Consider the following 23,090-nt stretch of genomic DNA (forward strand, 5'->3'; position numbering starts at 1 on the left):
CATGACTGACGCGCCAGACCATGCGATTTTCATCGTCACCGATATTGAAGCCGATGGCCCCACGCCCTTGCGCCATTCCATGCTCAGTTTTGCCTCGGTCGCCATTGATGCCGATGGCCAGCGCTATGGCGAGTTCGAGGCCGTGCTGGAGCCGCGCGCCGACAAGACGCAAAGCCCGATGACCATGGATTGGTGGGCCACCCAGCCCGAAGCCTGGGCGGCAGCCACCACCGGCGCCGAGCCGGCCGAGATCGTCATGCCGCGCTATGCCGATTGGGTCGACAGCCTGCCCGGTCCCTGCGTCTTTGCCGCCGCGCCGATGATGTTTGACGGGCTGTGGATGGACCATTATCTCGACAGCTTCGCCGATACCCGCGTGCTGGGCGGCCCCTTTGCCCAGCGCCAGATATTCAAGGGCGGCGGGGTCTGTCTTTACACCATGGCCGGCACGCTGCGCGGCGTCCCCTATCCGCAATGGGGCATGAGCCGGCTGCCCGCCGAGTTCTTTGGTCACATCGCCCATACCCATAAAGCCATCGACGATGCCCGCGGCTTTGCCAATGTGCTCGTTGAACTGATGAAAATTTCCCGCGCTCTGCCGCCGATCTCCGGCAGCCAGAGCGACTTCCGCTAAGGTGCCGATCTCATGAAATTCACCCTCGACTGGCTCAAGCAGCACCTCGATACCGATGCGTCGGCGACCGAGATCGCCACCACGCTGACCTTGATCGGGCTCGAACTCGAAGGCATGGAAGATCAGGGCAAGGCCTTTTCCAGCTTCGTCACCGCCCATATCGTCTCGGCCGAACAGCACCCCAATGCCGACAAGCTGCGCGTCTGCAAGGTCGATGCCGGCACCGGCGAACTGATCGACGTGGTCTGCGGCGCCCCCAATGCCCGCACCGGCCTCAAATCGGTGTTCGCCGCCCCCGGCACCTATATTCCGGGCAAGGACATGACCATCGGCAAGGGCAATATCCGCGGCCAGGTCAGCAATGGCATGCTGTGCTCGGATGCCGAGCTCGAACTGTCAGACAACCATGACGGCATTATCGAGCTGCCCGCCGATGCGCCGATCGGGGTGCCCTATGACCAATATGCTGGCATTGGTGGCGTGGTGTTCGACATTTCCATCACCCCCAATCGCGGCGACGCCACCGGCGTCTATGGCATTGCCCGCGATCTGGCCGCCTATGGCCTGGGTACGCTCAAAGCCACCGACATGTCGCCGGTCCCCTCCAGGGGGCCCAGCCCGATTCTGCCGCTGCCGCAGCAATTCAGCGCCGATGAGCCCAAGACCATTCGCCGCTTTGGCGGCCGCTATATCAAGGGGGTCAGGAATGGCCCGTCTCCCGCCTGGCTGCAGCAGCGCCTGCGCGCCGTTGGCCTGCGCCCCATCAACGCCATTGTCGATATCACCAATCTCGTTTCGCTTGGCTGGGGCCGCCCGCTGCACGCCTATGACGCCGACAAGATCGTTGGCCAGCCCGTGCTGCGCAACGCCCGCAATGAGGCGTTCGAGGCGCTCGACAACAAGGTCTATACGCTCGACGAGACCATGACCGTCATCGCCGATGATCTCGGTCCGCTCTGCCTCGGTGGCATTATGGGCGGCGTGCGCTCCGGCGTCACCGAAGCCACCACCAATGTCTTCATGGAATGCGCCAGCTGGGACCCCGATCTGGTCGCCCGCACCGGCCGCAAGACCGGCATTGTCTCCGATGCCCGCTATCGCCTCGAACGCCATGTCGATCCGGCTTTGACCGATCCCGGTCTGGAACTGGCCACCCGCCTCGTGCTCGAGCTTTGCGGTGGCGAGCCGATGGAGCCTGCCATTTCCGGCGACGATATCTACCCCAATACCGTGGTCGATTTTCCGCTGTCCGAAGTCAAACGCCTCACCGGTCTCGATGTCGAGCCGATGATTATTACCGCCATCCTCACCAGGCTCGGCTTCGAGCTGACCGCCAAGGGCGACAGCTTCACCGTCAAGGTGCCCAGCTGGCGCCCCGACGTGACGCTGAAGGCCGATCTGGTCGAGGAAGTCATGCGCATGGTCGGCGTCGACAATATCCCGGTCGAGCCGCTGGCCCGTCTCAGTCACGTCGCGCCGCGCATGCTGACCACCATCCAGAACCGCCGCCGCATCGCCCGCCGGGCGCTGGCGTCGCGCGGTCTCGATGAGGCGGTGACCTGGAGCTTCATCAGCCATGATGAAGCCACCCGTTTTGGCGGTGGTCAGGAAAGCCTGCAGCTGGCCAATGCCATCGCCGCTGACATGACCGATATGCGCCCCTCGCTGCTGCCGGGCCTGCTCGCCGCGGCCCGTCGCAATGCCAATCGCGGCATTGATGATCTGGGCCTGTTCGAAGTCGGCCAGGTTTTCCTCTCCGCCAGTCCCGAGGGCCAGCACACCTATGCCAGCGGCATTCGCACCGGCACGGCCAGGCTCACCGGCGCGGGCCGCCACTGGTCGGGCAAGGCCGACAAGGTTGGCGTGTTCGACGCCAAGGCCGATCTGGCCGCCGCGCTCGATGCGCTCGGCATTGATATCGACAAGGTCCAGATCCTGGCCGAACCCGCGCCCTGGAGCCATCCCGGTCGTGGTGGCCGCATCGCGCTGGGCCCCAGGATCACTCTGGGCTGGTTCGGCGAACTGCACCCGGCCATGGCCGCCGAGCTCGACATTGATTTCCCCGTCGCCGCCTTCGAGATCGACCTCGATGCCATCCCCGAGCCGCGCCAGAAAGCCACGAGGACCAAGCCGGCTCTGGCGCTGTCATCCCTGATGCCGCTCACCCGCGACTTTGCCTTTGTGGTCGATGCTTCGGTCACGGCCGCCACCATCCTCCGCGCCGCCCGCGGTGCCGACAAGGCGCTGATCAAGGACGTCACCATCTTTGACGTCTTCGAGGGTGCCCATCTCGGCGAAGGCAGGAAGTCGGTCGCCATCGCCGTCACCATCCAGCCCAGCGACAAGACCCTGACCGACGAGGACATCGACAGGATCTCCGCCGCCATCGTCGCCGCCGTCACCAAATCCACCGGCGGCGTGCTGCGGGCATAGCGGGCGCACCGTTTCGCCCCGCCCACGGAGCGGCACCTCCCCCTCGACGGGGGAGGTTGGGAGGGGGTGTGAGAGCCCCGATACCGGGGCGCCCATCCCCCCTCCCTGACCCTCCCCGCAAGGGGGAGGGTGTCGACTGCTAAATCGGTGCAGCGGTCTACAGCTCTTGCCTCGGCGACGGTGTACGGCTCTTATCCCGACATGACCGAACCCAGCCGATTCCCCGATGTGATGCTGCTGGCCGCGGGCCTGGGCACCCGCCTGCGCCCCATTACCGATTCAATTCCCAAGCCGCTGGTGCCGGTGGCCGGCGTGCCGCTGATCGAGCGGGTGATGGACAATGCCAGGGCCGAGGGCGCCCGGCGCTTTGTCGCCAATGCCCATTACCGCGCTGACCAGTTGCTGGCCCATTTTGGCGGCCTGCTCAAGGTCAGTCGCGAGGACGAGCTTCTCGATACCGGCGGCGGCGTCAAGCGCGCTCTGCCCATGCTGCTGTCGGACCCCATTCTGGTGATGAATACCGACGCCTTCTGGCCCGCCGGCAGCGACACCCCTCTCGCCCGCATGCTGGCGCGCTTTGACGAGCGCACCGACATGGTGCTGCTTTGCGTGCACCCGCGCGACGCCGCCGGCTTTGCCCGCAGCCATGATTTCTGCCTGTCGCCGCACGGCACCATTACCCGCGATACCGGCGCGCCGGTGATCTATGGCGGCGTGGCGCTGATGGGCAAAGCCCTGTTCAACAATACCCCCGACGGCGCCTTCTCGCTCAACCATCTGTTCGAGCAGTGCCTCGAGCGCGAATCCCTTTATGGCGTTGCGCTCAATGCCCCCTGGTTTCATGTCGGCGACGCGGCTGGCCTTGCCACAGCCGAAGCGCGGCTCGTCGCGCCGGCCGCGCCATGACGCTGTTCTCCATTGCCCCCCATGCCCGTTTCATCGCCACCCTGGCCGACCGGGTGATCGACGGCACCCTGCTGGGCGGCGCCGACCAGACCCAGCCCTTCTGGCTCACCGATGTCACCATCGTGCTGCCCACCCGCCGCGCCAAGCTGGCGCTGGCCGATGAATTCGCCCGTCGTGGTCACGGTCTTTTGCCCGATATCCGCAGCTTTGGCGGCGAAGTCGAAGACGAGGAACCCTTCCTGCCGCCCTTCGACGCGCCCACGCCCTTGCCCGCGGCCTCGGGGCTCGAACGCCGTCTGGTGCTCTCCAGCCTCGTCGACCAATGGGCCAATTCCGCTGCCGGGCAACGCGCCTTTTCCAGCCCGCCCACCGCTGGCGAAATCCTCTCCATGGCCGAATCGCTCGGCCTGCTGATCGATGATCTGCACACCGAGGAGCGCGGCGCCGCCGAGATCCGTGCCATCGTCCCCGAGATCGAGGCCAATCTGGGCGAATACTGGCAGCAGACGCTGACCTTTCTCGACATCGCCCTGACCTATTGGCCGGTGCGGCTCGAGGCCAAGGGGCAGGCCGATATCGCCGCACTGCGCGGCCAGCGGCTCGACCGCCAGGCCTTGGCCACCCGACTGATCTATGGCGACCGCCCGGTCATTGCCGCCGGCTCCACTGGCTCCATTCCCGCCACGGCCCGCCTGCTCAAGGCCATCAATGATCTGCCGCGCGGCGCGGTGGTGCTGCCCGGGCTCGACTGCACCATGAGCGCGAACGATCACGCGGCCCTGCTCGACGACAGCAACAATCCGCACGGCCATCCGCAGTTCGGCCTGGCCAGGCTGCTGCGCTCCATGGGTGCGGCCATCAGCGACGTCACCGAACTGGCCCCCCATGATCATCCGCGCACCACGCTGGTCCATCGCGCTCTGGCCCTGACCAAGGACACCGCCCGCTGGTCCACCCAGCGTCTGACCACCGCCCAGCTCGACGAGGCTAGCGAAAACCTCTCGGTCATTCGCGCTCGCACCGAGGACGAGGAGGCCCGCGCCGTCGCTCTGGCCGCCCGCCAGGCCCTCAGTGAAAGCAAGACCGTCGGTATCGTCACGCCCGACCGCAATCTGGCCCGTCGCATCGCCGCCGAGCTGCGCCGCTTTGATGTCGATGTCGATGACGCCGCTGGCGTGCCGCTGTTCCAGTCCGGTGCCGGCCGCCTGTTGCGGCAGATCCTGGCGCTGGCGACAACCAATTGTGCCGCCGTCGATCTGATGGCCCTGCTGCGCAACCGCGCCACCCGCTTCGGCCAGAGCCGCGCCGCCATCTCGGCTCTGGCCGACGCCATCGAGCTCGGTCTGCTGCGCGGCCAGCGCGCCAATCCGGGCCTTGCCGGTCTGCGCCAGCTGCTCGCTGCCAATATCGCGGGCACCACCACCCATCCGGCGCGCCGGCTGAGCGAAGACGATCGCGCGCCCATCACCGCCCTGTTCGACCAGATCGAGGCCGCGCTGGCGCCTCTGTTCGCCCTGCTGGCGGAAAAGACCATCCGCGCCAGCGCCCTGGCCTCGTCGCTATGCACCGCCTTTGATGCCGTGGCCGATGGCGCCGACATTCCCGGGCGTCATGAGCTGGGCGATTGGGCCCGACAAATGGCCGGCCTCAGCGGCGAAGGCCACACCTTCCAGCCGCGCCAGCTTGACGGCGTGCTGACCGCCCTGATGCTCGGCGCCCAGGTGCGCACCTATGAGGAGCGCCGCCATGACATCGCCATCTGGGGCCAGCTCGAGGCCCGGCTGCAAAATCCCGATCTGCTGATCCTGGCGGCGCTCAACGAAGACAAATGGCCCGAACCGGCCGATCCCGGCCCCTGGCTCAGCCGTGGCATGCGCCTGGCGGCCGGGCTCAATCCGCCCGAACGGCGGCAGGGCCTGGCCGCGCATGACTTTGCCCAGGCGCTGGGCAATCCCGAAGTCATCATCGCCTATGCCGACCGCGTTGGCGCCAGCCCCGCCATTGCCTCGCGCCTCTTGCAGCGACTCACCGCCTTTGCCGGCACCGAGACCGCCGCAATCTGGGAGCAGCGCGGCACCATCTGGCTGGAGCAGGCCCGCTGTCTCGATGCGGTGGACGACACAAAATCGGCGCCGCGCCCGGCACCCAATCCGCCCGCCAGCACCCGCCCGCGCGCCCTCTCGGTCACCGAGATCGAGACGCTGATGCGCTCGCCCTATGATATCTATGCCAAGCATGTGCTGAAGCTGCGCCCGCTCGATCCGCTCGGCGACAGCCCCGATGCCCGCGAGCGCGGCACCATCATCCACGACATCTTCGCCCAGTTTATCCAGGACAGGTGCGACGTCATGGCGCCCGACGCCATCGACACGCTAATGGCCATCGCCGCCGATAAGTTCTCCGGGCTCGACGCCATTGGCGAGCGCCGCGATATCTGGCTGCGCCGCTTCCACACCGCCGCCACCCAGTTCCTCGATTTCGAGCGCGCCCGCGAGCCCCTCGTCGCCCGGCGTCACGCTGAAATCGATGGCGAGCTGAAGCTGCATCTGAGCGAACCCTTCACCCTGCGCGGCCGCGCCGACCGCATCGATGCGCTCAACGATGGCACGCTCGAAATCATCGATTTCAAGACCGGCTCGCCGCCCAGCAAGGGCGCCATGCAGGCCTTTGAAGTCCCCCAATTGCTGCTCGAAGCGCAAATGGCCAATGCCGGCACGCTCAAGGGCGATATCGCTCCCGCGGCCACCTCGGCCCTCACCTATATCAAGGTCGGCCTCGGCCCCGACGCCTTCACCGCCCGGCCCTTCGTGCCCGCCGACGGCTTCGACATCATGGCTGCCGCCGACGAGATTACCGCGCGCATGCAGCGCCATGTCGAATTCTTCCTGCTGCGCGACACGCCCATGCCGGCCCGCCTGCTGCCGCTGCCCGGCCAGCGCTTCGCCGGCGCCTATGACCATCTCTCCCGGCTCGCCGAGTGGACGGCTGTCGATGGCGGGGAGGACGCCTCATGAGCGATCGCGGCACCCTCGTCGTTCCCTTCGACACCAGCGCCCAGCAGGCGCGCGCCGCCGATCCGTCCTGGTCGATCTGGGTGTCGGCCAATGCCGGATCGGGCAAGACTTTCGTGCTCACCCGCCGCGTGCTGCGCCTGCTGCTGGCCGGCGTCGCGCCCGAAACGGTGCTGTGCCTGACCTATACCAAGGCCGCCGCCGCCGAAATGCGCCGCCGCGTGGCCGGCGAACTGGCCAAATGGGCCCTGCTTGAGGATGCCGAACTCGATATTGAACTGGCCAAGGTCGAAGGCCCCAATGTCTCGCCCGAGCTGCGCGAGCGCGCCCGGACCCTGTTTGCCAAGGCGCTCGAAACCCCCGGCGGTCTGAAGATCGTCACCATTCACGCCTTCTGCGAATCGGTGCTGCACCGCTTTCCGCTCGAGGCCGGCGTGCCGTTCGATTTTGCCGTCATCGAGGATGATGAGCGCAGCGCCATGCTGCTCTCGGCCCGCGAAACCGTGCTCTCGGCTGGTCTTGATGTCGATGGGGCGGTGGAAACCCTGTTCCAGACCCTCAGCGACGAGCAGATCAAGAACGCCATCAACGCCGCCCTTGCCGATGGCCGCAAGCTCAAGCTGGTGCTGGCCAATCCCGAACAGGCCAAGGCCAGGCTGCGCGCGCTGATCGGCGCCGCCGCCAATCGCTCCGTCAGCGAGATCAACACCGCCATTCTCGCCGAGCGTCTGCTGACCGATGCCGATCTCGCCCGGCTCTATGCCCTCTGCCCGCCCTCGGGCGGCAATCGCAAACTCGAAGACAAGCTGGCCGCCATCGACCCGGCCAACCCGTCGCCTGCCGCCTGGCTGCGCGCCTTCCTCACTGCCGATGAAACCGTGCCGGCCCGCCTCGTCGTCAAGGCGGTCAGCACGGCTGATCCCGATCTCGCCGATCTGCTCACTGCCGAAGCCGAACGCCTCGCCGAACTCGCTGCCGCCCGCCGCGCTGCCAGCCTGGTCGCGCGCAGCGACGCCCTGCTCGATATCGTCGCCGCCGTCGGCAAGCGCTACGAGGCGCAAAAGCGCGCCCGCTCGCTGCTCGATTTCGACGATCTGGTGGAACGCCTTGCCGATCTGTTCCAGCACCAGTCCGGCGACTGGGTGCGCTACAAGCTCGATGCCGGCATCGACCACATTCTGGTCGATGAAAGCCAGGACACCAATGGCGAGCAATGGCGCGTGGTGCGGGCCATTGCCGAAGAATATTTCGCCGGGGCAGGGGCCGTCAGCCGCCCGCGCTCGCTGTTTGCGGTGGGCGATCAGAAACAGTCGATCTACTCCTTCCAGGGCGCCGAGCCGGCCCTGTTCGCCGACACCGGTCGCGACTTCTCGCTCAGGGCCGACAGCGTCGACCTGCCGTTCCAGCCGGTGCCGCTGCGCACCAGCTTCCGCACCCTGCCCGAAATCCTCGCCGCCGTGGATCTGGTCAGCGATCGGCAGGACATTCAGGCCGCCCTGCTCGAATCCGACAAGGTGCACCACAACACCGCCCGCACCATGCGAGGCGGTTCGGTCACGCTCTGGCCCCCCACCCAGCAGGTGGCCGATGCCCCCGCCGGCAGCGACTGGCCCACCACCGTGCTCGAAACCGAGCGCAGCGCCCCGCGCCAGATTGCCGAGCGCATCGCCAGCGAGATCAGGCGCTGGGTCGATGGGCAGCGCCCGCTCACCGGTCGTGGCCGCTCCGTCACCGCCGATGACGTGCTCATCCTGGTGCAGTCGCGCGGCCCGGTATTTCAGGAAGTCATTCGCGCCCTGCGCAATGCCAATCTCCCCACACCCGGCGCCGACCGGCTCGGCGTCACCAGCCATATCGCCGTCATGGATCTGCTGGCGCTCTGCGATGTGCTGCTCAACCCTGCCGATGATCTGCAACTGGCGGCGCTGTTGCGCTCGCCGCTGTTTGATATCGACGAAGAAACCCTGTTCGCCCTGGCCCAGCCCCGCGCCAGGAACCAGACTCTCTGGCACGCACTGGCTGAACACGCCGACGCCAATTGTGTCGCCGCCGCCGAGCGCCTGCTCCGCTGGCGCGGCGCGCTGGATTTCGAGCGCCCCTTCGAATTCCTCACCCAGGTACTCTACGCCGAAGGCGGCCGCAAGCGCTTCCATGCCCGCTTTGGCGGCGAGGTCGATGACGTGGTCGCCGAACTGCTCGAGCTGGCGCTCAACCACGAGCAGGGCCCCCAGCCCTCGCTGCAGGGCTTTGTCGCCGAGATGCGCCAGCGCTCGGGCACCATCAAGCGCGAACTGCCCGAATCCGGTGGCGGCGTCCGGGTGATGACCGTGCACGGCGCCAAGGGGCTTGAAGCGCCCATCGTCATCCTTGCCGATGCCGCGACCAAGCAGCGCAAGCAGATGATCGGCAAGCCGGTTTATCTCCTGGCCGAGGCGCCCGGGCCCTTGCTCATCCACGCCTCCAGCACCGCCGACCATGTCGAGGCTACCCTGCCCATCAAGCAGGCGAGCGACGACAATCTCGAGCGCGAATACTGGCGCAAGCTCTATGTCGCCATGACCCGCGCCGAGGATGAACTCTATGTCACCGGCGCGCTGACCCCGGGCTCGGACGCCGGCAAGCAGCTTGAGGGCAGCTGGTACGAGTCCATCGAGACCGCCCTGCGCCCGCATGCCCAGAGCCAGACCGATGCCGATGGCGCCGAATCGGCGCTGGTCTATCCGCGGCTTCGCGTCGCGCCCGCCGCCATCGGCGCCACGCCCGAGCGGGCCAGCGCCCGCACAGCGCCGCTCAGCTTTGCCCCCTTGCCCACCCCGCTCAGCATTCCCCAGGTTTCGCCATCGCTGGCCGGCAAGGCCGCTTTCCCCGGCGCCGCGCTCGATAGCCTCGCCGAACAGGTCCGCGATGCTGAAGCGGCGCGGCGCGAGGGCATTGCCCTGCACGCCTTGCTGCAGCATCTGGGCAAGCTCGATCCCGCCATCTGGCCCGAAATCGCCGACAAGGCGCTGGCCGCCCTGCTGCCTGATTCGCCCGCAGACCACGCAAGGCTGGCCGCCAAGGCCATCGCCATCCTAACCCGCCCCGAATTGGCCCATCTGTTTGGCCCGGGCAGTCGCGCCGAAGTGCCGTTTTTGCTGGACGCGCAACGCGATGGCCAGCCCATTCGCCTGAGTGGTCGCATCGACCGACTGGTGATTGACGCACAGGGGGTATTGGTGGTCGACTACAAGTCCGATGCGTCAGTGCCGGGGGGACCGGGCGAGGTACCGGGGCGTTACGTCACCCAGCTTGGACTATATGCGTTGGTTGCAACTCAGCTCTTCCCGGGACGGGCCATCCGTGCCGCAATCTTATGGACAACACTGGAATCATTGATCATTCTCTCCCCGGACGCCCTGTCGGCTGGCACCCGGGGCTTCACCTTGCAGTGATCTTGCTTGTACCCATGCTGGACACGCACCAGCTTTGGGCGCACACAGACCGCCGCTCAGAACAAAAGGCAGAATCCCATGACTACTCATGTTTCCGATGCCAATTTTGGCGAGGAAGTCCTCAACTCCCAACAGCCCGTCCTGGTGGACTTCTGGGCTGAGTGGTGCGGGCCATGCCGCGCAATTGCTCCAGTGCTCGACGAGCTCTCGACCGAACTGGCCGGCAAGGTCAAGATCGTCAAGCTCAATGTCGATGAGAACCCGGGTACCGCCAGCAAATATGGCGTCCGCTCCATCCCGACCATGATCCTGTTCAAGGGCGGCGAAGCGGCTGACATGAAGGTCGGCGCGGGCACGCCCAAGGCCGGTCTCACCAAATGGCTCGAAGGCCACGCAGCCTGATTGCAGGCAGTGCGACAGAATTTACACCGCTGGGGCGACCCGGCGGTGTTTTCGTTTGCGCTGACAACAGCCTGCGCGGCGTGCGAGTTCCCCCCCGGGGGCACATCTGCTAAGCCTTTTGCCACATAAGAAGACTTCAGGGAGCAAGCCCCATGGCGCCCATCGATCTCGCAGCCGCCCCGTTCCATCTCGATGACGACGCCATGGCCTGGGTCCACACCACCAGGGACAGCTTCAGTCCACGCGACAAGCTGGCCCAGCTGTTTGTGCTGCTGGCGCGCGGCACCCCCCAGCAAGCCGCTGAACAGGTCCGCAGCTTCAAGCCCGGTGGCATCACCCGCATCTATTCCGCCGACCTGGCCGCCGAAATCGCCCTGGCCCGCGAACTGGCTGAACTCAGCGCCGTGCCGCTGCTGGTCAGTGCCGATCTCGAGGGCAGCCGCATGAGCCTGCCACTGGGCACCAGCGTGCCCAATCCGCTCGGTCTGGCTGCTGTTGATGATCTGGAAGCCACCACTGCCATCGCCACCCTGATGGCGCGCGAAGCGGCGGCTGTCGGCCTCAACTGGAGTTTTACCCCGGTCATCGACCTCAACATTGCCTGGCGCAGCGCCATTGTCGGCACCCGCTCTTTTGGCAGCGATATCGACAAGGTCGAGCGCCACGCGCTGGCCCAGATCGCCGCCTTCCAGGCCAATGGCATTGCCGCCACCGTCAAGCACTGGCCCGGCGAAGGCTATGATGATCGCGACCAGCATCTGGTCACCACTGTCAATCCACTGTCCATGAGCGATTGGGAGGCCAGCTTTGGCCGGCTCTACCGCAAGGCCATCGCGGCCGGGGTGATGAGTGTGATGAGTGCCCACATCGCCTTTCCCGCCTATGCGCTGGCGCTCGATCCCGATGCCGGTGCCGAAGCCTGGCGCCCCGCCTCGCTCAGCCGCATTCTCAATGAGGATTTGCTGCGCCGCGAGCTGGGCTTTAATGGCCTGATTGTCTCTGACGCCACCGCCATGGCCGGACTGGGCGATTGGGGCCCGCGCGACCAAACCCTGCCCGAACTGGTCATTGCCGGCTGCGATGTCATCCTGTTCTCCGACGACCCCAATGCCGACCTGATGCGGCTGGTCAAAGCCGTTGCCGATGGCCGTCTGAGCCAGGACCGCGTTGACGAGGCCGTTACCCGCGTGCTCGCCCTCAAGGCCGCCCAGGGCCTGCACCGGCCCCGCCCGCTGCTTGAACTAGAGACGGCCCGCCAGCTGGTGACCAGCGAGGCGCACCAGGCCACCGCGACCGCCGTCACGGCCCGCGTCCCAACCCTGGTCAAGGACACCAACAAGCTGCTGCCGCTCTCACCGTCCCGGCACCACCGCGTGCTGGTCTATTCCGGCGGCGCCATCGTGCCCTTCGTGCCCGAGCCGCTGCCGCTCAGCGTGCCGCTGCGGCTTGAGGAAGAGGGCTTTGCCGTCACCGTCTTCACCCCCGGCATGGCGGTCAATCCGAAGGATTTTGATCTGGTGCTCTATCTCTTCGCCGAAGAGACCACTTTGGGGCGCAGCCGGATCTTCCTTGATTGGGTCAAGCTGACCGGCTCCACCTTGGGCGGTATGACTCGCTACTGGCACGACGTGCCCACGCTGATGATCTCGTTCGGCTACCCCTATTATCTCTACGATGCGCCGCGCGTGCCCGCCTATATCAACGCCTATGGTTCGAGCGAAGCCCTGCAGGCGGCGGTGGTCGAGGCCATTATGGGCCGCACCCCCTTCACCGGCACCAGCCCCGTCGACCCCTTTGTCGGCAGCGACCAAGGCAAATACTGATCATTCTGCTTTCATAGGCACTGTTCCATCCCGGCCACCACGCACCCCTCCCCACCAGGGGAGGGGTGCGCGCGGGGCGCCGGGCTAGAACGTCAGGCCACAGGCCTGGCGAATGGCGCGTTGCACCGGCGATGGCGGCAGGGCGGGGTCGAATTCGCCGCGCGGCAACAATGGCGGTTGCGCCATGAAGCGCGGCTGGGTTCCCCGATGCGGCTGGGCCGCATGTACGAGGAAGGGGTGGCACAGATAGACTGTTCCGGCCCGTCCGGTCGCCAGGGCTTCCGGGCATGACGCCGTCGAGGTGAAGCCATCGGCAGCCAGTTCGCCCAGCGTCAGGCCACTCTCGCCAAAGGGCAGCAGTTGGCGGGCGATGGTGAGGTGCGATCCCTTGCGCACCCTGGTGGGGGCATCATCGGGGCCGATATCGGAAAACAGGAACAGCATGAGCAAGGCGCGCCCCGTGCTTTTCACGTTGACCCGCCATTGCATGAAGTCGGGGTTTTCCAGGCCGAAGCTGGCATCGACATGCCAGCCCGCATCGCCCGGCTCCTCGGTGGCGGGAAACCGCACGGGGAAGGTGCCCAGCCCATTGGGCTTCAGCCAGCGCCCCGCCCCGGCCAGGGCGTCATAGGCCTGATGCAGCTGCGGCGTGTTGGCGGCGTCGACAAAGGGAGGCCCCGCCATGAAGCCCAGGCGGACAACCGGGCGCGTCCAGGTCTCGGGCGCATCGGGCGACAGCCCCATGGCGCGCCAGAGTTCCTGTCGCCCCGCCCGGGCGAGCTCGGCATCGAAGGCCGCTTCGAGCTTTAGATAGCCATGTTCAATGAAGTGATCGAGCTGAGCCGTGCTCAGTCCGCAATGAGAAGCATCCGACATTCAAAAATTCTCCGCACAGCGGCCTCTGCGAGGCGCTGTCAACAAGCTGAACGGCACTGGCGTGCCGCGACGAAACGGGTCGTCAGCTCAGAGCGGGAAGAATGTGGACTGGAACATCATGGGCGAAATTTAGCAGACCGCGCGTGGCGGTGCAATCGCCGGGCGGGGTAGCCCGCCCCCCTTGAGGGGCGGGCCGACGCTCAGCGCAGCCAGCCGGCGGGGCGGGGATGGAGTTCCATCTGGCCATCCTTGGTGGCGGCGTCGATGGCGGCGATTTCCTCGGGCGCCAGCGCCAGATTGTTGAGCACGCCCAGATTGTCCTTGAGCTGATCGAGATTGCGCACGCCGATCAGGGCCGAGGTCATTTCCGGGCGGCGCAGCACCCAGCTCAGCGCCAGCTGCACCATGGTCTGGCCGCGGGATTTGGCGATCTCGCCGAGCTTGTCGACAGCGGCCAGCACGCGCGGCTCGATATGGCTGGCGCGCAGGCTGCCATTGGGGTTTTCGCCGCGGGTGCCGGATTTGTCGCCCCGGTTGTATTTGCCCGACAGCACGCCCTGGGCGAGCGGGGAGAAGGCGATGACGCCAATGCCCAGATCGCCGCAGGTGTCCAGGGTACGGTCGTTCTCGATCCAGCGATTGATCATGGAATAGGAGGGCTGGTGAATGGTGGTGGCGACGCCCATCTCTTTCAGAATGCGATAGGCCTCGCGGGTTTCGGCCTCGGGATAGCTGGAAATGCCGACATAGAGCGCCTTGCCGCTGCGCACCGCATGGGCCAGCGCGCCCATGGTTTCCTCGAGCGGGGTATGGGGATCAAAGCGGTGCGAATAGAAGATGTCGACATAGTCGAGGCCCATGCGCTGCAGCGACTGATCCAGACTGGCCAGCAGATACTTGCGGCTGCCGAATTCGCCATAGGGGCCCGGCCACATATTGTAGCCGGCCTTGGTGGAGATGATCATCTCGTCGCGATAGGGGCGGAAATCGCGGGCCATCACCTGGCCGAACAGCTCTTCGGATGAGCCGGGCGGGGGGCCGTAATTATTGGCCAGGTCGAAATGGGTAATGCCCTGATCGAAGGCATAGCCGAGGATTTCCATCGCCGAAGGATAGTCCCGCGTGCCGCCGAAATTCTGCCACAGGCCCAGGCTGATCACCGGCAGTTTGAGGCCCGAGCGGCCGGAGTGGCGGTATTGCATGGTGTCATAGCGTGCCGTATCGGCCCGATAGGTCATGGTAGGCTCCGTGTCATGTTCTGATTTGGCCGCGCGGGCGGGCAATGGTATGAGCGGGCAAACAACCCGCCGAAAAAGTCACATGACCCGTAATCTGCCCCAAGACGCACTGCCATACAAGGTGATGGCGATCTATAAATTCGCTGACCTGCCCGATGCCGCCCGGTTGCAGCCGGCGCTGGCCGCACTGTGCGCCGCACAGGCGATCAAGGGTACGCTGATCCTGGCGCCCGAGGGCATCAATGGCACGGTGGCCGGCACGGCGGCGGCGATCGACGCGCTGGCGGATTTCCTGTTGCTCAGTGGACCGTTCGGGCAGCGGCTACAGGGGGCGGAAGTGAAATATTCGGCCGCCAGCACCATGCCGTTCCTGCGCCTCAAGGTGCGGCTGAAAAGCGAGATCGTGACGCTGCGGGCGCCGCAGGCCAATCCGGCCAGGGCGGTGGGCACCTATGTCGAGCCGGTCGACTGGAACGGGCTGATCGAGCGCAATGATGTGGTGCTCGTCGATACGCGCAATGACTACGAGGTCGGGCTGGGGACTTTCCAACGGGCGCTGGACCCCAAGACTCAGCATTTCACCCAGTTCAAGGACTATGTCGCCACCCATCTCGACCCGAGCCGGGACAAGAAGGTGGCGATGTTCTGCACCGGCGGCATTCGCTGCGAAAAGGCCTCGAGCTATCTGCTGAGCCAGGGGTTCGAGGAGGTGTTTCACCTCAAGGGCGGGATTTTGAAATATCTCGAAGTGGTGCCAGAGGCCGAGAGCCGGTTTGCCGGGGAGTGCTTTGTGTTCGACGAGCGCGTGGCGGTGGGCCATGGGCTGGTCGAGGGCGAGGCCACCTTGTGCCGCGCCTGCCGGCATCCGCTGACGCCGGCGGACCGGGCCGACAAGGCCTACGTGGAGGGGATAAGCTGCCCCTATTGCGCCCAGGACACCGCCAGGCACGCCGCAGCGCAGGAGCGGCAGAAACAGATGGCGCTGGCCGCGCGGCGCGGCGCGGCGCATCTGGGCGATGGCGCGGTGCAGGCGGCAGCTGATGCCCGGGCCCGCAAGCGGGCCGAGGCCGAGGCGTCGCGGGCGCGCAACGCGGCTGCCAGGCCATGAACCCGACACAAGGGCCGGTGCTGGCGATTGATACGGCGGCGCCCCGGCTGCAGCTGGCGCTGTTGCTGGCCGATGGCCGGGTGGATGAGTCGGTGGAAGACATGGCGACCGGCCAGGCCGAGGCGATCTTCGGGCGGATTGCCCAATTGCTGGCGCGCAACAAGCTGGGTTACCCCGATCTCGACCGGGTGGTGACCACCACCGGGCCGGGCTCGTTCACCGGGCTGCGCATCGGGCTGAGCGCGGCGCGCGGCATCGGGCTGGCGCGGGGCATACCGGTGATCGGGGTGCCGAGCCTTTTGGCGCTGTCGCTGAGCGTGGCAGGGCCCTCCACCGTGCTGCTCGATGCGCGGCGCGGCGAGGCCTATTTCCAGATTTTTACCGGGGCCGGCATGGCGGTGACGGCGCCCGACCTGCTGCCCATGGCGCTGGCACAGGCGGCGACACCGCCCGAAACCACGCTGATTTCCACCCCCTTTGTCGATGTGGCGCTGCTGGCGCAATATGGCGCCACGGCTGATCCCGCGACCCACCCGCCCGAGGCGGCCTATGTGCGCGACGCCGATGCCAAGCCGCAGACGGCCGGCCGGGTGGAAAGAAGCGCCACGTGATCAAGCTGTGGATGGCCCCGGGGGGCCTGCATATCGAGCCGGGGCAGACCAGGGATGCCGATGAGCTGGCGCGCATCCATGCCAAGGGGTTCTATCGCGGCTGGCCGAGCGCCGAATTTGCCAGCTTTTTGAGCGAACGCGATACGCCGGTCTATGTGGCCTGCGACGCCAAGCGGCGAATTGCCGGCTTCGCCCTGGTGCGCATCGCTGCCGATGAAGCCGAATTGCTGACCATTGCGGTGGACCCCAAATGGCGCGGCAAGGGCCTGGGCCGGGCGCTGCTGCAGGCCGCCTTTGCCGATCTGCTGACCAGTCCGGCCAGGCGGATGTTTCTTGAGGTCAGCGAAGAGAATGCGGCGGCGATCAAGCTCTATCAGCGGCTGGGTTTTACCACTATTGCCCAGCGCCAGGGCTATTACCCCCGGGCCGATGGCTCGGCGGCCACGGCGCTTGTCATGGCCACCGATCTTGGATAGGCCGGTGCCATGACAGATCCGGTCGGGAGCCGTGATGTGAGCAAGAGCCAGACCGAGCCAACGCTGGAAGAAGCCTGCGTCGCCAAAGGTATGCGCATGACCGAACAGCGTCGCGTGATTGCCCGGGTGATTGAATCGGCTGCTGACCACCCCGATGTGGAAGAACTCTATCACCGGGCTTCAGCGATCGATGACCGCATCTCGCTGTCGACGGTGTATCGCACGGTGAATCTGTTCGAGGAGGCGGGCCTGGTCACCAAGCACGACTTCAAGGACGGGCGGGCGCGGTTCGAGCTGATCCCCGACGAGCATCACGACCATCTGATCGATATTCGCAGTGGCGCGGTCATCGAATTCCGCAATGAGGAAATCGAGGCGATCCAGGAGGTCATTGCCAAGCGGCTGGGCTACCGGCTGGTCGACCACCGGCTCGAGCTCTATGCGGTGCCCCTGACCAGCGGCAAGGACAAGGCGTAGGCCGGTCCGGGCCCTCGCCGGCCGATTGATTGCAATTTTAGCGGGTAAGCCTAACGCCGGATTCGGCTTGGGCGTTAACGTCCTGTTAGCTAAGTCTGGCTCCTGCACTGAAGGAGACGGCAATGGTCTGGCAGGTTCTGGCAATGTGGGCGGTGGTGCTGACCACCATCATCTGGTTTGTGCGCGATGAACGCCGGCTGCGCGCCCATGCCGCCCTGGCGCGGTCGGCGCGCTACTATGCCCATGCCCCCAAATACCGGCATCAACCGAGCCGGGCCGTGCTGCCGCCACCGCCCAGGCTTGCCCGGGGCGGGCTGAGCGAAACGCAGCGGGCATTCCTCAAGGCGCTGGCGCAGAAGGCCTAATCGTCCGTACCCATGGATTTCTTCATGCGGGCGACGATTTCTGCGGCCTTGAGCAGCAGCGCCATATCGACATCGGCGGGCGGCGTATCAGGGGCGACATTGGCCCAGACGGCAATGGACAGCTCATGGGTCTGCGCATGCCCGTCCAGCACCTCGCTGAGTACAGCGCGGACGTGACCGGTCACGCGGCCGGCGAGCCGAGGATGGGACTGTTTGTCCCGCACAGCGATATCAATAAGTTCAAAGGTCATACCGGCCCCGAGGGACCCCCAACGCAGTGGCACGCGTGGAGTATCCCGAGCTCTTAACGCACGGTGCGGGCTGGTTGTTCCGCTGCGGTGCTTTATTGAAGGAATGGCGCCTAGATCACACCTTGACGGCGTATTCAACCCGCCCGGACTCGCCAAAAAGCCGGATATAGCGTGCGATTTCCTCGGGCGTGCCGGTGGCCTTGGCCGGATTGTCGGATAGCTTGACCACGGGGCGTCCATTCGCTTCGCTGACCTTGGCAACGATGGAAATTGGTTCCAGTCCGGGGTTTGGCCCATCGGGTTCGCAGCCCGCAAAGTCATTGGTCAGGTTGGTGCCCCAGCCAAAAGCCATGCGTACCTTGCCGTCAAAATGCAGATAGGCCTCCTCGATCATGTCGACGTCGAGCCCATCGGAAAAAATCAGTAATTTTTCGCGCGGATCGCGACCGCGACTTTTCCACCACGAAATGATGCGTTCGCCCCCGGCAATGGCCGGCGCGCTGTCGGGCCGGAAGCCGGTCCAGTCGGCCACCCAGTCGGGCGCATGCTCGAGAAACGAGTCGGTGCCAAAGGCATCGGGCAGCACGATCTTGAGATTGCCGCCGTAATAGCGCTCCCAATCGGTCAGCACCTGATAGGGCGAGGCCAGCAGCGCCTCGTCATTGGCCGCCAGCGCCGCCAGCACCATGGGCAGCTCATGGGCATTGGTGCCCAGCGCCTCTAGGTCGGTGTCCATGGCCAGCTTGACGTTGGAGGTGCCGGTGAAATTGTCGCCAATGCCCTCCTTGAGCGCATCGACGCACCAGCGCTGCCACAGGAAGGAATGGCGCCGCCTGGTGCCGAAATCGGAAATGCGCAGGTCAGGCAGCTTCTGCAGCCGCTCGACCTTTTCCCACATCTTGGCCTTGGCGCGTGCATAGAGCACATCGAGGGTAAAGGGCCCATAATGCTTGAGGGCGGCCCGGCTGCGCAGCTCGTTGATGATGGCGAGCGCGGGGATTTCCCACATCGAGGTTTCCATCCACAGGCCGGGGAATTCGAGCACGAACTGGCCGTCGCGGCGCTCAAGCGTGTAATCGGGCAGGCGGAAATCCTCGAGCCATTTGAGGAAGGCCGGCGAAAAGATCTGCTTGGAGCCATAAAAACTGTTGCCCGCCAGCCAGATCATTTCCTTTTTGGTGAAACGCAGTTCGCGCACGTGGTCGAGCTGGGCGCGCAGCTCGTCAATGTCGATCTCCTCGGCCAGCCGCACCGATTTGGTGCGGTTGATCAGCGAGAAGGTGGCGTTGACGCCGGGATACAGCCCCCAGATCATCTGCAGCATCAGCAGCTTGTAGAAATCGGTATCGAGTAGGCTGCGCACGATCGGATCGAGCTTCCAGGTGTGGTTGTACACCCGGCGGGCCATGTCTGTGAAAGTTGCCATTGTCGTTCCCCGTTCGCGGCGAGGCTTGTACCGCGCAGGGGTGGCAATGGGAAGACCGGGGGCGGGTGGATTGGTTCGGCTGGGGGAAGTGGCTTCATACGACTTGGAGGTGCGAGTCGCAGACTTGACCGCGCGGATCCAGAGAATGTTGACGGGGATTTCAGCTAGGCTGCTATGAATTTCTATGTCCCAGTGAGTCGAGGGCAGTCACGTCATGAACGCAAAAGACATGTCTCCAGGAGAGGCACGCGACGAGTCTGAAATATTCGCAGCACTGGAGAAAGTCTGTTGCTCCCCCGGATACATCCACGCAATCGCATATTTTTGTTGGCGCGATAACCTCATTCGATTTGGCGGTGATGAGCTAACAGAAAAAGACGTAGAGCACCAATACTCCGGTGATCAGCTACTTAGGTCCGAGATTTCAACCCTCGTGGGCCTGATGGCGAAAGGGGTTATCGACTTTTCCATCCCAGAGCCGAGCACCCTTCAAAGCTACATAGATAAGTCAGAAGCGCTGCTGCATGAAATTCATTTGAGCCTTCAGAAACCTTGGATGGCCGCGTTTCAAGCCATGGTGCGCAACCCCAGCAAAGCAAGTCGCATTGATCCATTCAGCACCGCTGACGGCCTTCGGGAACCCATATTTTATGGAGGCGAGTCTGCTTACAACTTTCAATATGAAGAACTGTCGCGCCTGAAATATAACGCAGACAATGACTGGCTCAGTTCACAAGTTGGCTTCTCAATTGATGAGGCTTGCTTGGTCGCTCGTGCGATTGGCGAATTGCAGATGCAAAAACTCTTGGGCCTTCGAGAAGGGATGATTAAGCAGCATCCGGATCAATGGACTTTTTTACCCGGATTTGCCTTTCGCGCCGATGAGTTGGAAGGCCGAACAGAATTGTCTCGTGAGAAAATAGAAAGCGTCCTCACGGCGTTTACTGCTGACCCGAACAAAGCAAACGCCTCATTCTCCAGCTTGAGCGCCTTCAACGAAACAAATTCCGCCCCGGTCATCAAAAATGTCAACGGCTCATATGTTCTATTGCAGCACTACAGCCTGCTTGAAGCGATATATGAAGCGCCATTCTTCTGGATGGCGGGAGACAAACGCTACGCTGCAACTGCATCCAAGAACCGTGGCGCGTTTGCTGAGCAGTTTCTGGCACAACGTCTCACCAGCGTGTTTGGCCCCCAGCATGTCTTTCAAAATGTGGACATTTACAAGGGAAAGGATCGCGTCACGGAAGCAGACGTCTTGGTCGCGTATGGGGACCGAGCAATTGTCGTGCAAGCTAAGTCCAAACGGCTGACCATCGAAGCTCGAAAGGGGAACGACCTTCAGCTAAAGGACGATTTTAAGAAGGCAATTCAGGATGCCTACGATCAAGCCTTGCTGTGTTCGGAGGCGCTCCTAGACCATGAATATCGGTTCGTCTCATCTTCTGGCGGTACAATCGACTTTGCTAAGAGGCCCACCAATATCTACCTAATCTGCAGTGTGTCGGACCATTTTCCCGCCTTAGCCGCGCAGGCTCGACAGTTTCTAAAAATAAAATCCACAAAAAACGTGCACCCGCCCATAATAACAGATCTATTCTTTATGGACGTTTTATCTGAAATACTGGAAACTCCTCTCCATTTTCTGAATTATTTGTCACTAAGGTCAAAATTCGACAGTAAATTACTGGTAAGTCAAGAGCTTACAAACCTTGGATATCATCTGAGACACAACCTGTGGCTGGACGATCAATATGACATGGTGAACTTGGGTGACGATTTCACCAGCTCTCTCGACATAGCAATGTCTGTACGTAGGTTGGGAGTTCCCGGGGAACGAACACCCAAAGGCATTTTAACTCGCTTTGACGGAACGCCCCTTGGCAGATTGATTTCCGAATTTGAAGCCAGCGCAATTCCCGAACTTGTGGGGCTTGGTATGCTGTTCCTTCAGTTCGGGTCCGACACCGCCAAGCATATAAATAAGGGCGTTGAAAGACTAGTACGTTCAGCAGCAGATGACGGGCAACAACATGACATCTCAATTCCTTCCGCTGCGGATAGGTCGGGTTTCACCATTCATGTTAATTCCCTACCGGAGAGGTTAGCGCGGGAGCGTTTGTCCGCTCACTGTCGAATTAGGAAATACGATTCAAAGTCGGACGTCTGGCACGGGCTGCTACTTGCTCCTGGAACCGGGAACATCAGAGGCGCCCTTTCTGTCGAAGAGACTTGGAAAGCCGATGCAAGCATGGAGAATGCACTTACTGCATGGCCAAAAAAGCCAATGGTTGCGGTTGACACGCTATCGCGCGGCGCACTTCGTAGGAAAGTGGGACGCAATGAACTGTGCCCATGTGGTAGCGGAATGAAGTACAAAAGATGTTGTTTAGCTCGGTCTTGACCCCCGTTGCATTGCATTCCTGATAGTCCGCATCCCCCCTCACGCCCCCAGCTGAAACCGCTCAAACCGTCCCAGCGCTTCGTCCACCGCCACCCTGCCCTCCGCCCCGACATCAGCCAGCCAGGTCTCTTGCTGGATCAGCAGCTTGCCGGCACTGCGGTCGGTCTTGAGGTCGAGGGCGGCGACGATGTTGTCGCCCAGCAGCACCGGCAGGGCGAAATAGCCGTAGCGGCGCTTTTGGGCCGGCAGATAGGCTTCAAACAGATGCTCATAGCCAAAAAAGCGCTTGAGCCGCTTGCGCTGGATGATCAGTGGATCGAACGGCGAGAGGATGTGCACCAGCCCGGGTGGGATGCCGGCGGGGGCCTCGAGCGTTTCCGGCGCGGCCCAATGGAGGGTCTGGTCCGGCCCTGCCAGGGTCAGCGGCACCAGCTTCTTGGCGCGGACACGGCTCTCGATCAGCGCCTTGACCATGGGCTTGCTGGGCGCGTCGAGGTGGCAGATGGAATCCAGGCTGACCACGCCCTGGCTGCGCAGGGCGCGATCGAGCTTATAGGCAATGATCTGGCGGGCGGTGGCCGGCTTCGGCCTGCCGGTCCAGCCGAAATGGCGCGCCATCAGATCATAGCTCTTGAGCATGCCCTGGCGCGCCGCGACGGTGACATGGCCCTGGTAGAACAGCATTTCGAGCACGCGCTTGGATGGCTTGCGGCTGGCCCAGGGATGATCCTTGTCGACCAGCCTGTCGTCGCCGATATCGCGCATCGACAGCGGCCCCTCGCGGCGCAGGCGGGCCAGCATGGCCCTGGATTCGGCGGGGGTGACCGAACCGAACCAGCGGCTGGCGCCATTGCGCTGGGCCTGCATGGCCGGCAGGAAGAACGCCAGGTCGGCGCTGGGCACGTAGCTGAGCGCGTGGGTCCAGTATTCGAACACCGATTTGTCGGCGGACTGGGCCGCGACCAGATCGGCGCGGCGATAGGCCGGGATGCGCGAGAACAGCATGTGGTGGTGGCAGCGCTCGATGACATTGATGGTGTCGATCTGCACATAGCCCAGATGGGCAACGGCGGCGCGCACCGCCTCGGGGCCGCTGCCGAACGGCGCGGCACCATCGAGACGCTGCGCGGCAATCCAGATCTGGCGGGCGCGGGCGGGGTCGATAACAAGCGGGGTTTTGGCCAAGACGGGCATCCGAATCGCGTGGATGACCAG

Annotated in this window: 18 protein-coding genes; 13 read left to right on the plus strand and 5 right to left on the minus strand. The window is 64.3% G+C overall.

Annotated elements, in window-relative coordinates; all coding sequences use genetic code 11:
- The first annotated feature begins 1 nt into the window (after window position 1).
- From Q8O80_RS02950 to Q8O80_RS02980, 7 genes are all read left to right on the plus strand, one after another.
- Window positions 2–634, plus strand: coding sequence for a DNA polymerase III subunit epsilon (locus tag Q8O80_RS02950; RefSeq protein WP_305576752.1), 633 nt, complete (start codon window positions 2–4; stop codon window positions 632–634).
- A gap of 12 nt (window positions 635–646) precedes the next feature.
- The gene (gene pheT / locus Q8O80_RS02955) at window positions 647–3,067 is read left to right on the plus strand and encodes a phenylalanine--tRNA ligase subunit beta (protein ID WP_305576754.1); all 2,421 of its coding nucleotides are present in this window, start codon (window positions 647–649) and stop codon (window positions 3,065–3,067) included.
- A gap of 201 nt (window positions 3,068–3,268) precedes the next feature.
- On the plus strand, window positions 3,269–3,973 hold the full coding sequence (locus Q8O80_RS02960; protein ID WP_305576756.1) for a nucleotidyltransferase family protein: 705 nt from the start codon (window positions 3,269–3,271) through the stop codon (window positions 3,971–3,973).
- Window positions 3,970–6,987, plus strand: coding sequence for a double-strand break repair protein AddB (gene addB, locus Q8O80_RS02965; protein ID WP_305576758.1), 3,018 nt, complete (start codon window positions 3,970–3,972; stop codon window positions 6,985–6,987). Before Q8O80_RS02960 ends, addB begins: the two co-directional genes overlap by 4 nt.
- Window positions 6,984–10,415 (plus strand): double-strand break repair helicase AddA, encoded by a 3,432-nt coding sequence (addA, locus tag Q8O80_RS02970; RefSeq protein WP_305576760.1) that lies wholly within the window; start codon window positions 6,984–6,986, stop codon window positions 10,413–10,415. Before addB ends, addA begins: the two co-directional genes overlap by 4 nt.
- 78 nt (window positions 10,416–10,493) lie before the next feature.
- Complete coding sequence (gene trxA / locus Q8O80_RS02975) at window positions 10,494–10,817, plus strand: thioredoxin (protein ID WP_305576762.1); 324 nt, start codon at window positions 10,494–10,496, stop codon at window positions 10,815–10,817.
- A gap of 152 nt (window positions 10,818–10,969) precedes the next feature.
- Window positions 10,970–12,640, plus strand: coding sequence for a glycoside hydrolase family 3 protein (locus tag Q8O80_RS02980; protein WP_305576764.1), 1,671 nt, complete (start codon window positions 10,970–10,972; stop codon window positions 12,638–12,640).
- 84 nt (window positions 12,641–12,724) lie between these two features.
- On the opposite strand, the gene Q8O80_RS02985 is transcribed toward Q8O80_RS02980, so the two are convergent.
- Complete coding sequence (locus tag Q8O80_RS02985) at window positions 12,725–13,516, minus strand: phytanoyl-CoA dioxygenase family protein (protein ID WP_305576767.1); 792 nt, start codon at window positions 13,514–13,516, stop codon at window positions 12,725–12,727.
- A gap of 200 nt (window positions 13,517–13,716) precedes the next feature.
- Entirely contained in the window at window positions 13,717–14,754 is a 1,038-nt protein-coding gene (locus tag Q8O80_RS02990; RefSeq protein ID WP_305576769.1) for an aldo/keto reductase, read from the minus strand.
- A gap of 82 nt (window positions 14,755–14,836) precedes the next feature.
- Here Q8O80_RS02990 and Q8O80_RS02995 point away from each other — a divergent pair, with 82 nt between their 5' ends.
- The 5 genes from Q8O80_RS02995 (at window position 14,837) to Q8O80_RS03015 (ending at window position 17,791) form a co-directional block, all read left to right on the plus strand.
- Window positions 14,837–15,862 carry a rhodanese-related sulfurtransferase gene (locus Q8O80_RS02995; RefSeq protein WP_305576771.1) on the plus strand — a complete coding sequence of 342 codons (1,026 nt, stop codon included), beginning with the start codon at window positions 14,837–14,839 and terminating at the stop codon, window positions 15,860–15,862.
- A complete protein-coding gene (tsaB, locus tag Q8O80_RS03000; RefSeq protein ID WP_305576774.1) occupies window positions 15,859–16,473 on the plus strand; it encodes a tRNA (adenosine(37)-N6)-threonylcarbamoyltransferase complex dimerization subunit type 1 TsaB in 615 nt (204 codons plus the stop codon). Before Q8O80_RS02995 ends, tsaB begins: the two co-directional genes overlap by 4 nt.
- Entirely contained in the window at window positions 16,470–16,949 is a 480-nt protein-coding gene (rimI, locus tag Q8O80_RS03005) for a ribosomal protein S18-alanine N-acetyltransferase (protein ID WP_305576776.1), read from the plus strand. The genes tsaB and rimI overlap by 4 nt, the downstream gene beginning before the upstream one ends.
- Before the next feature lie 9 nt (window positions 16,950–16,958).
- Window positions 16,959–17,426 carry a Fur family transcriptional regulator gene (locus Q8O80_RS03010; protein ID WP_305576778.1) on the plus strand — a complete coding sequence of 156 codons (468 nt, stop codon included), beginning with the start codon at window positions 16,959–16,961 and terminating at the stop codon, window positions 17,424–17,426.
- Window positions 17,427–17,548: 122 nt separating this feature from the next.
- Window positions 17,549–17,791: a hypothetical protein gene (locus Q8O80_RS03015; protein WP_305576780.1), complete on the plus strand. Its 243-nt coding sequence runs from the start codon at window positions 17,549–17,551 to the stop codon at window positions 17,789–17,791.
- Here the strand turns inward: Q8O80_RS03015 and Q8O80_RS03020 are convergent.
- Both Q8O80_RS03020 and pncB read right to left on the minus strand, forming a co-directional pair.
- Window positions 17,788–18,042: a hypothetical protein gene (locus tag Q8O80_RS03020; protein ID WP_305576782.1), complete on the minus strand. Its 255-nt coding sequence runs from the start codon at window positions 18,040–18,042 to the stop codon at window positions 17,788–17,790. The genes Q8O80_RS03015 and Q8O80_RS03020 overlap by 4 nt on opposite strands.
- Before the next feature lie 115 nt (window positions 18,043–18,157).
- A complete protein-coding gene (gene pncB, locus Q8O80_RS03025) occupies window positions 18,158–19,468 on the minus strand; it encodes a nicotinate phosphoribosyltransferase (protein ID WP_305576784.1) in 1,311 nt (436 codons plus the stop codon).
- Between the two features lie 214 nt (window positions 19,469–19,682).
- Here pncB and Q8O80_RS03030 point away from each other — a divergent pair, with 214 nt between their 5' ends.
- On the plus strand, window positions 19,683–21,875 hold the full coding sequence (locus Q8O80_RS03030) for an SEC-C metal-binding domain-containing protein (protein ID WP_305576786.1): 2,193 nt from the start codon (window positions 19,683–19,685) through the stop codon (window positions 21,873–21,875).
- Window positions 21,876–21,914: 39 nt separating this feature from the next.
- Here the strand turns inward: Q8O80_RS03030 and Q8O80_RS03035 are convergent, their stop codons facing one another.
- Complete coding sequence (locus tag Q8O80_RS03035; protein WP_305576788.1) at window positions 21,915–23,069, minus strand: winged helix-turn-helix domain-containing protein; 1,155 nt, start codon at window positions 23,067–23,069, stop codon at window positions 21,915–21,917.
- Window positions 23,070–23,090 lie beyond the last annotated feature (21 nt).

Source organism: Devosia sp., from assembly GCF_030689745.1.
In the GTDB taxonomy this organism is placed as follows: Bacteria; Pseudomonadota; Alphaproteobacteria; order Rhizobiales; family Devosiaceae; genus Devosia; species Devosia alba.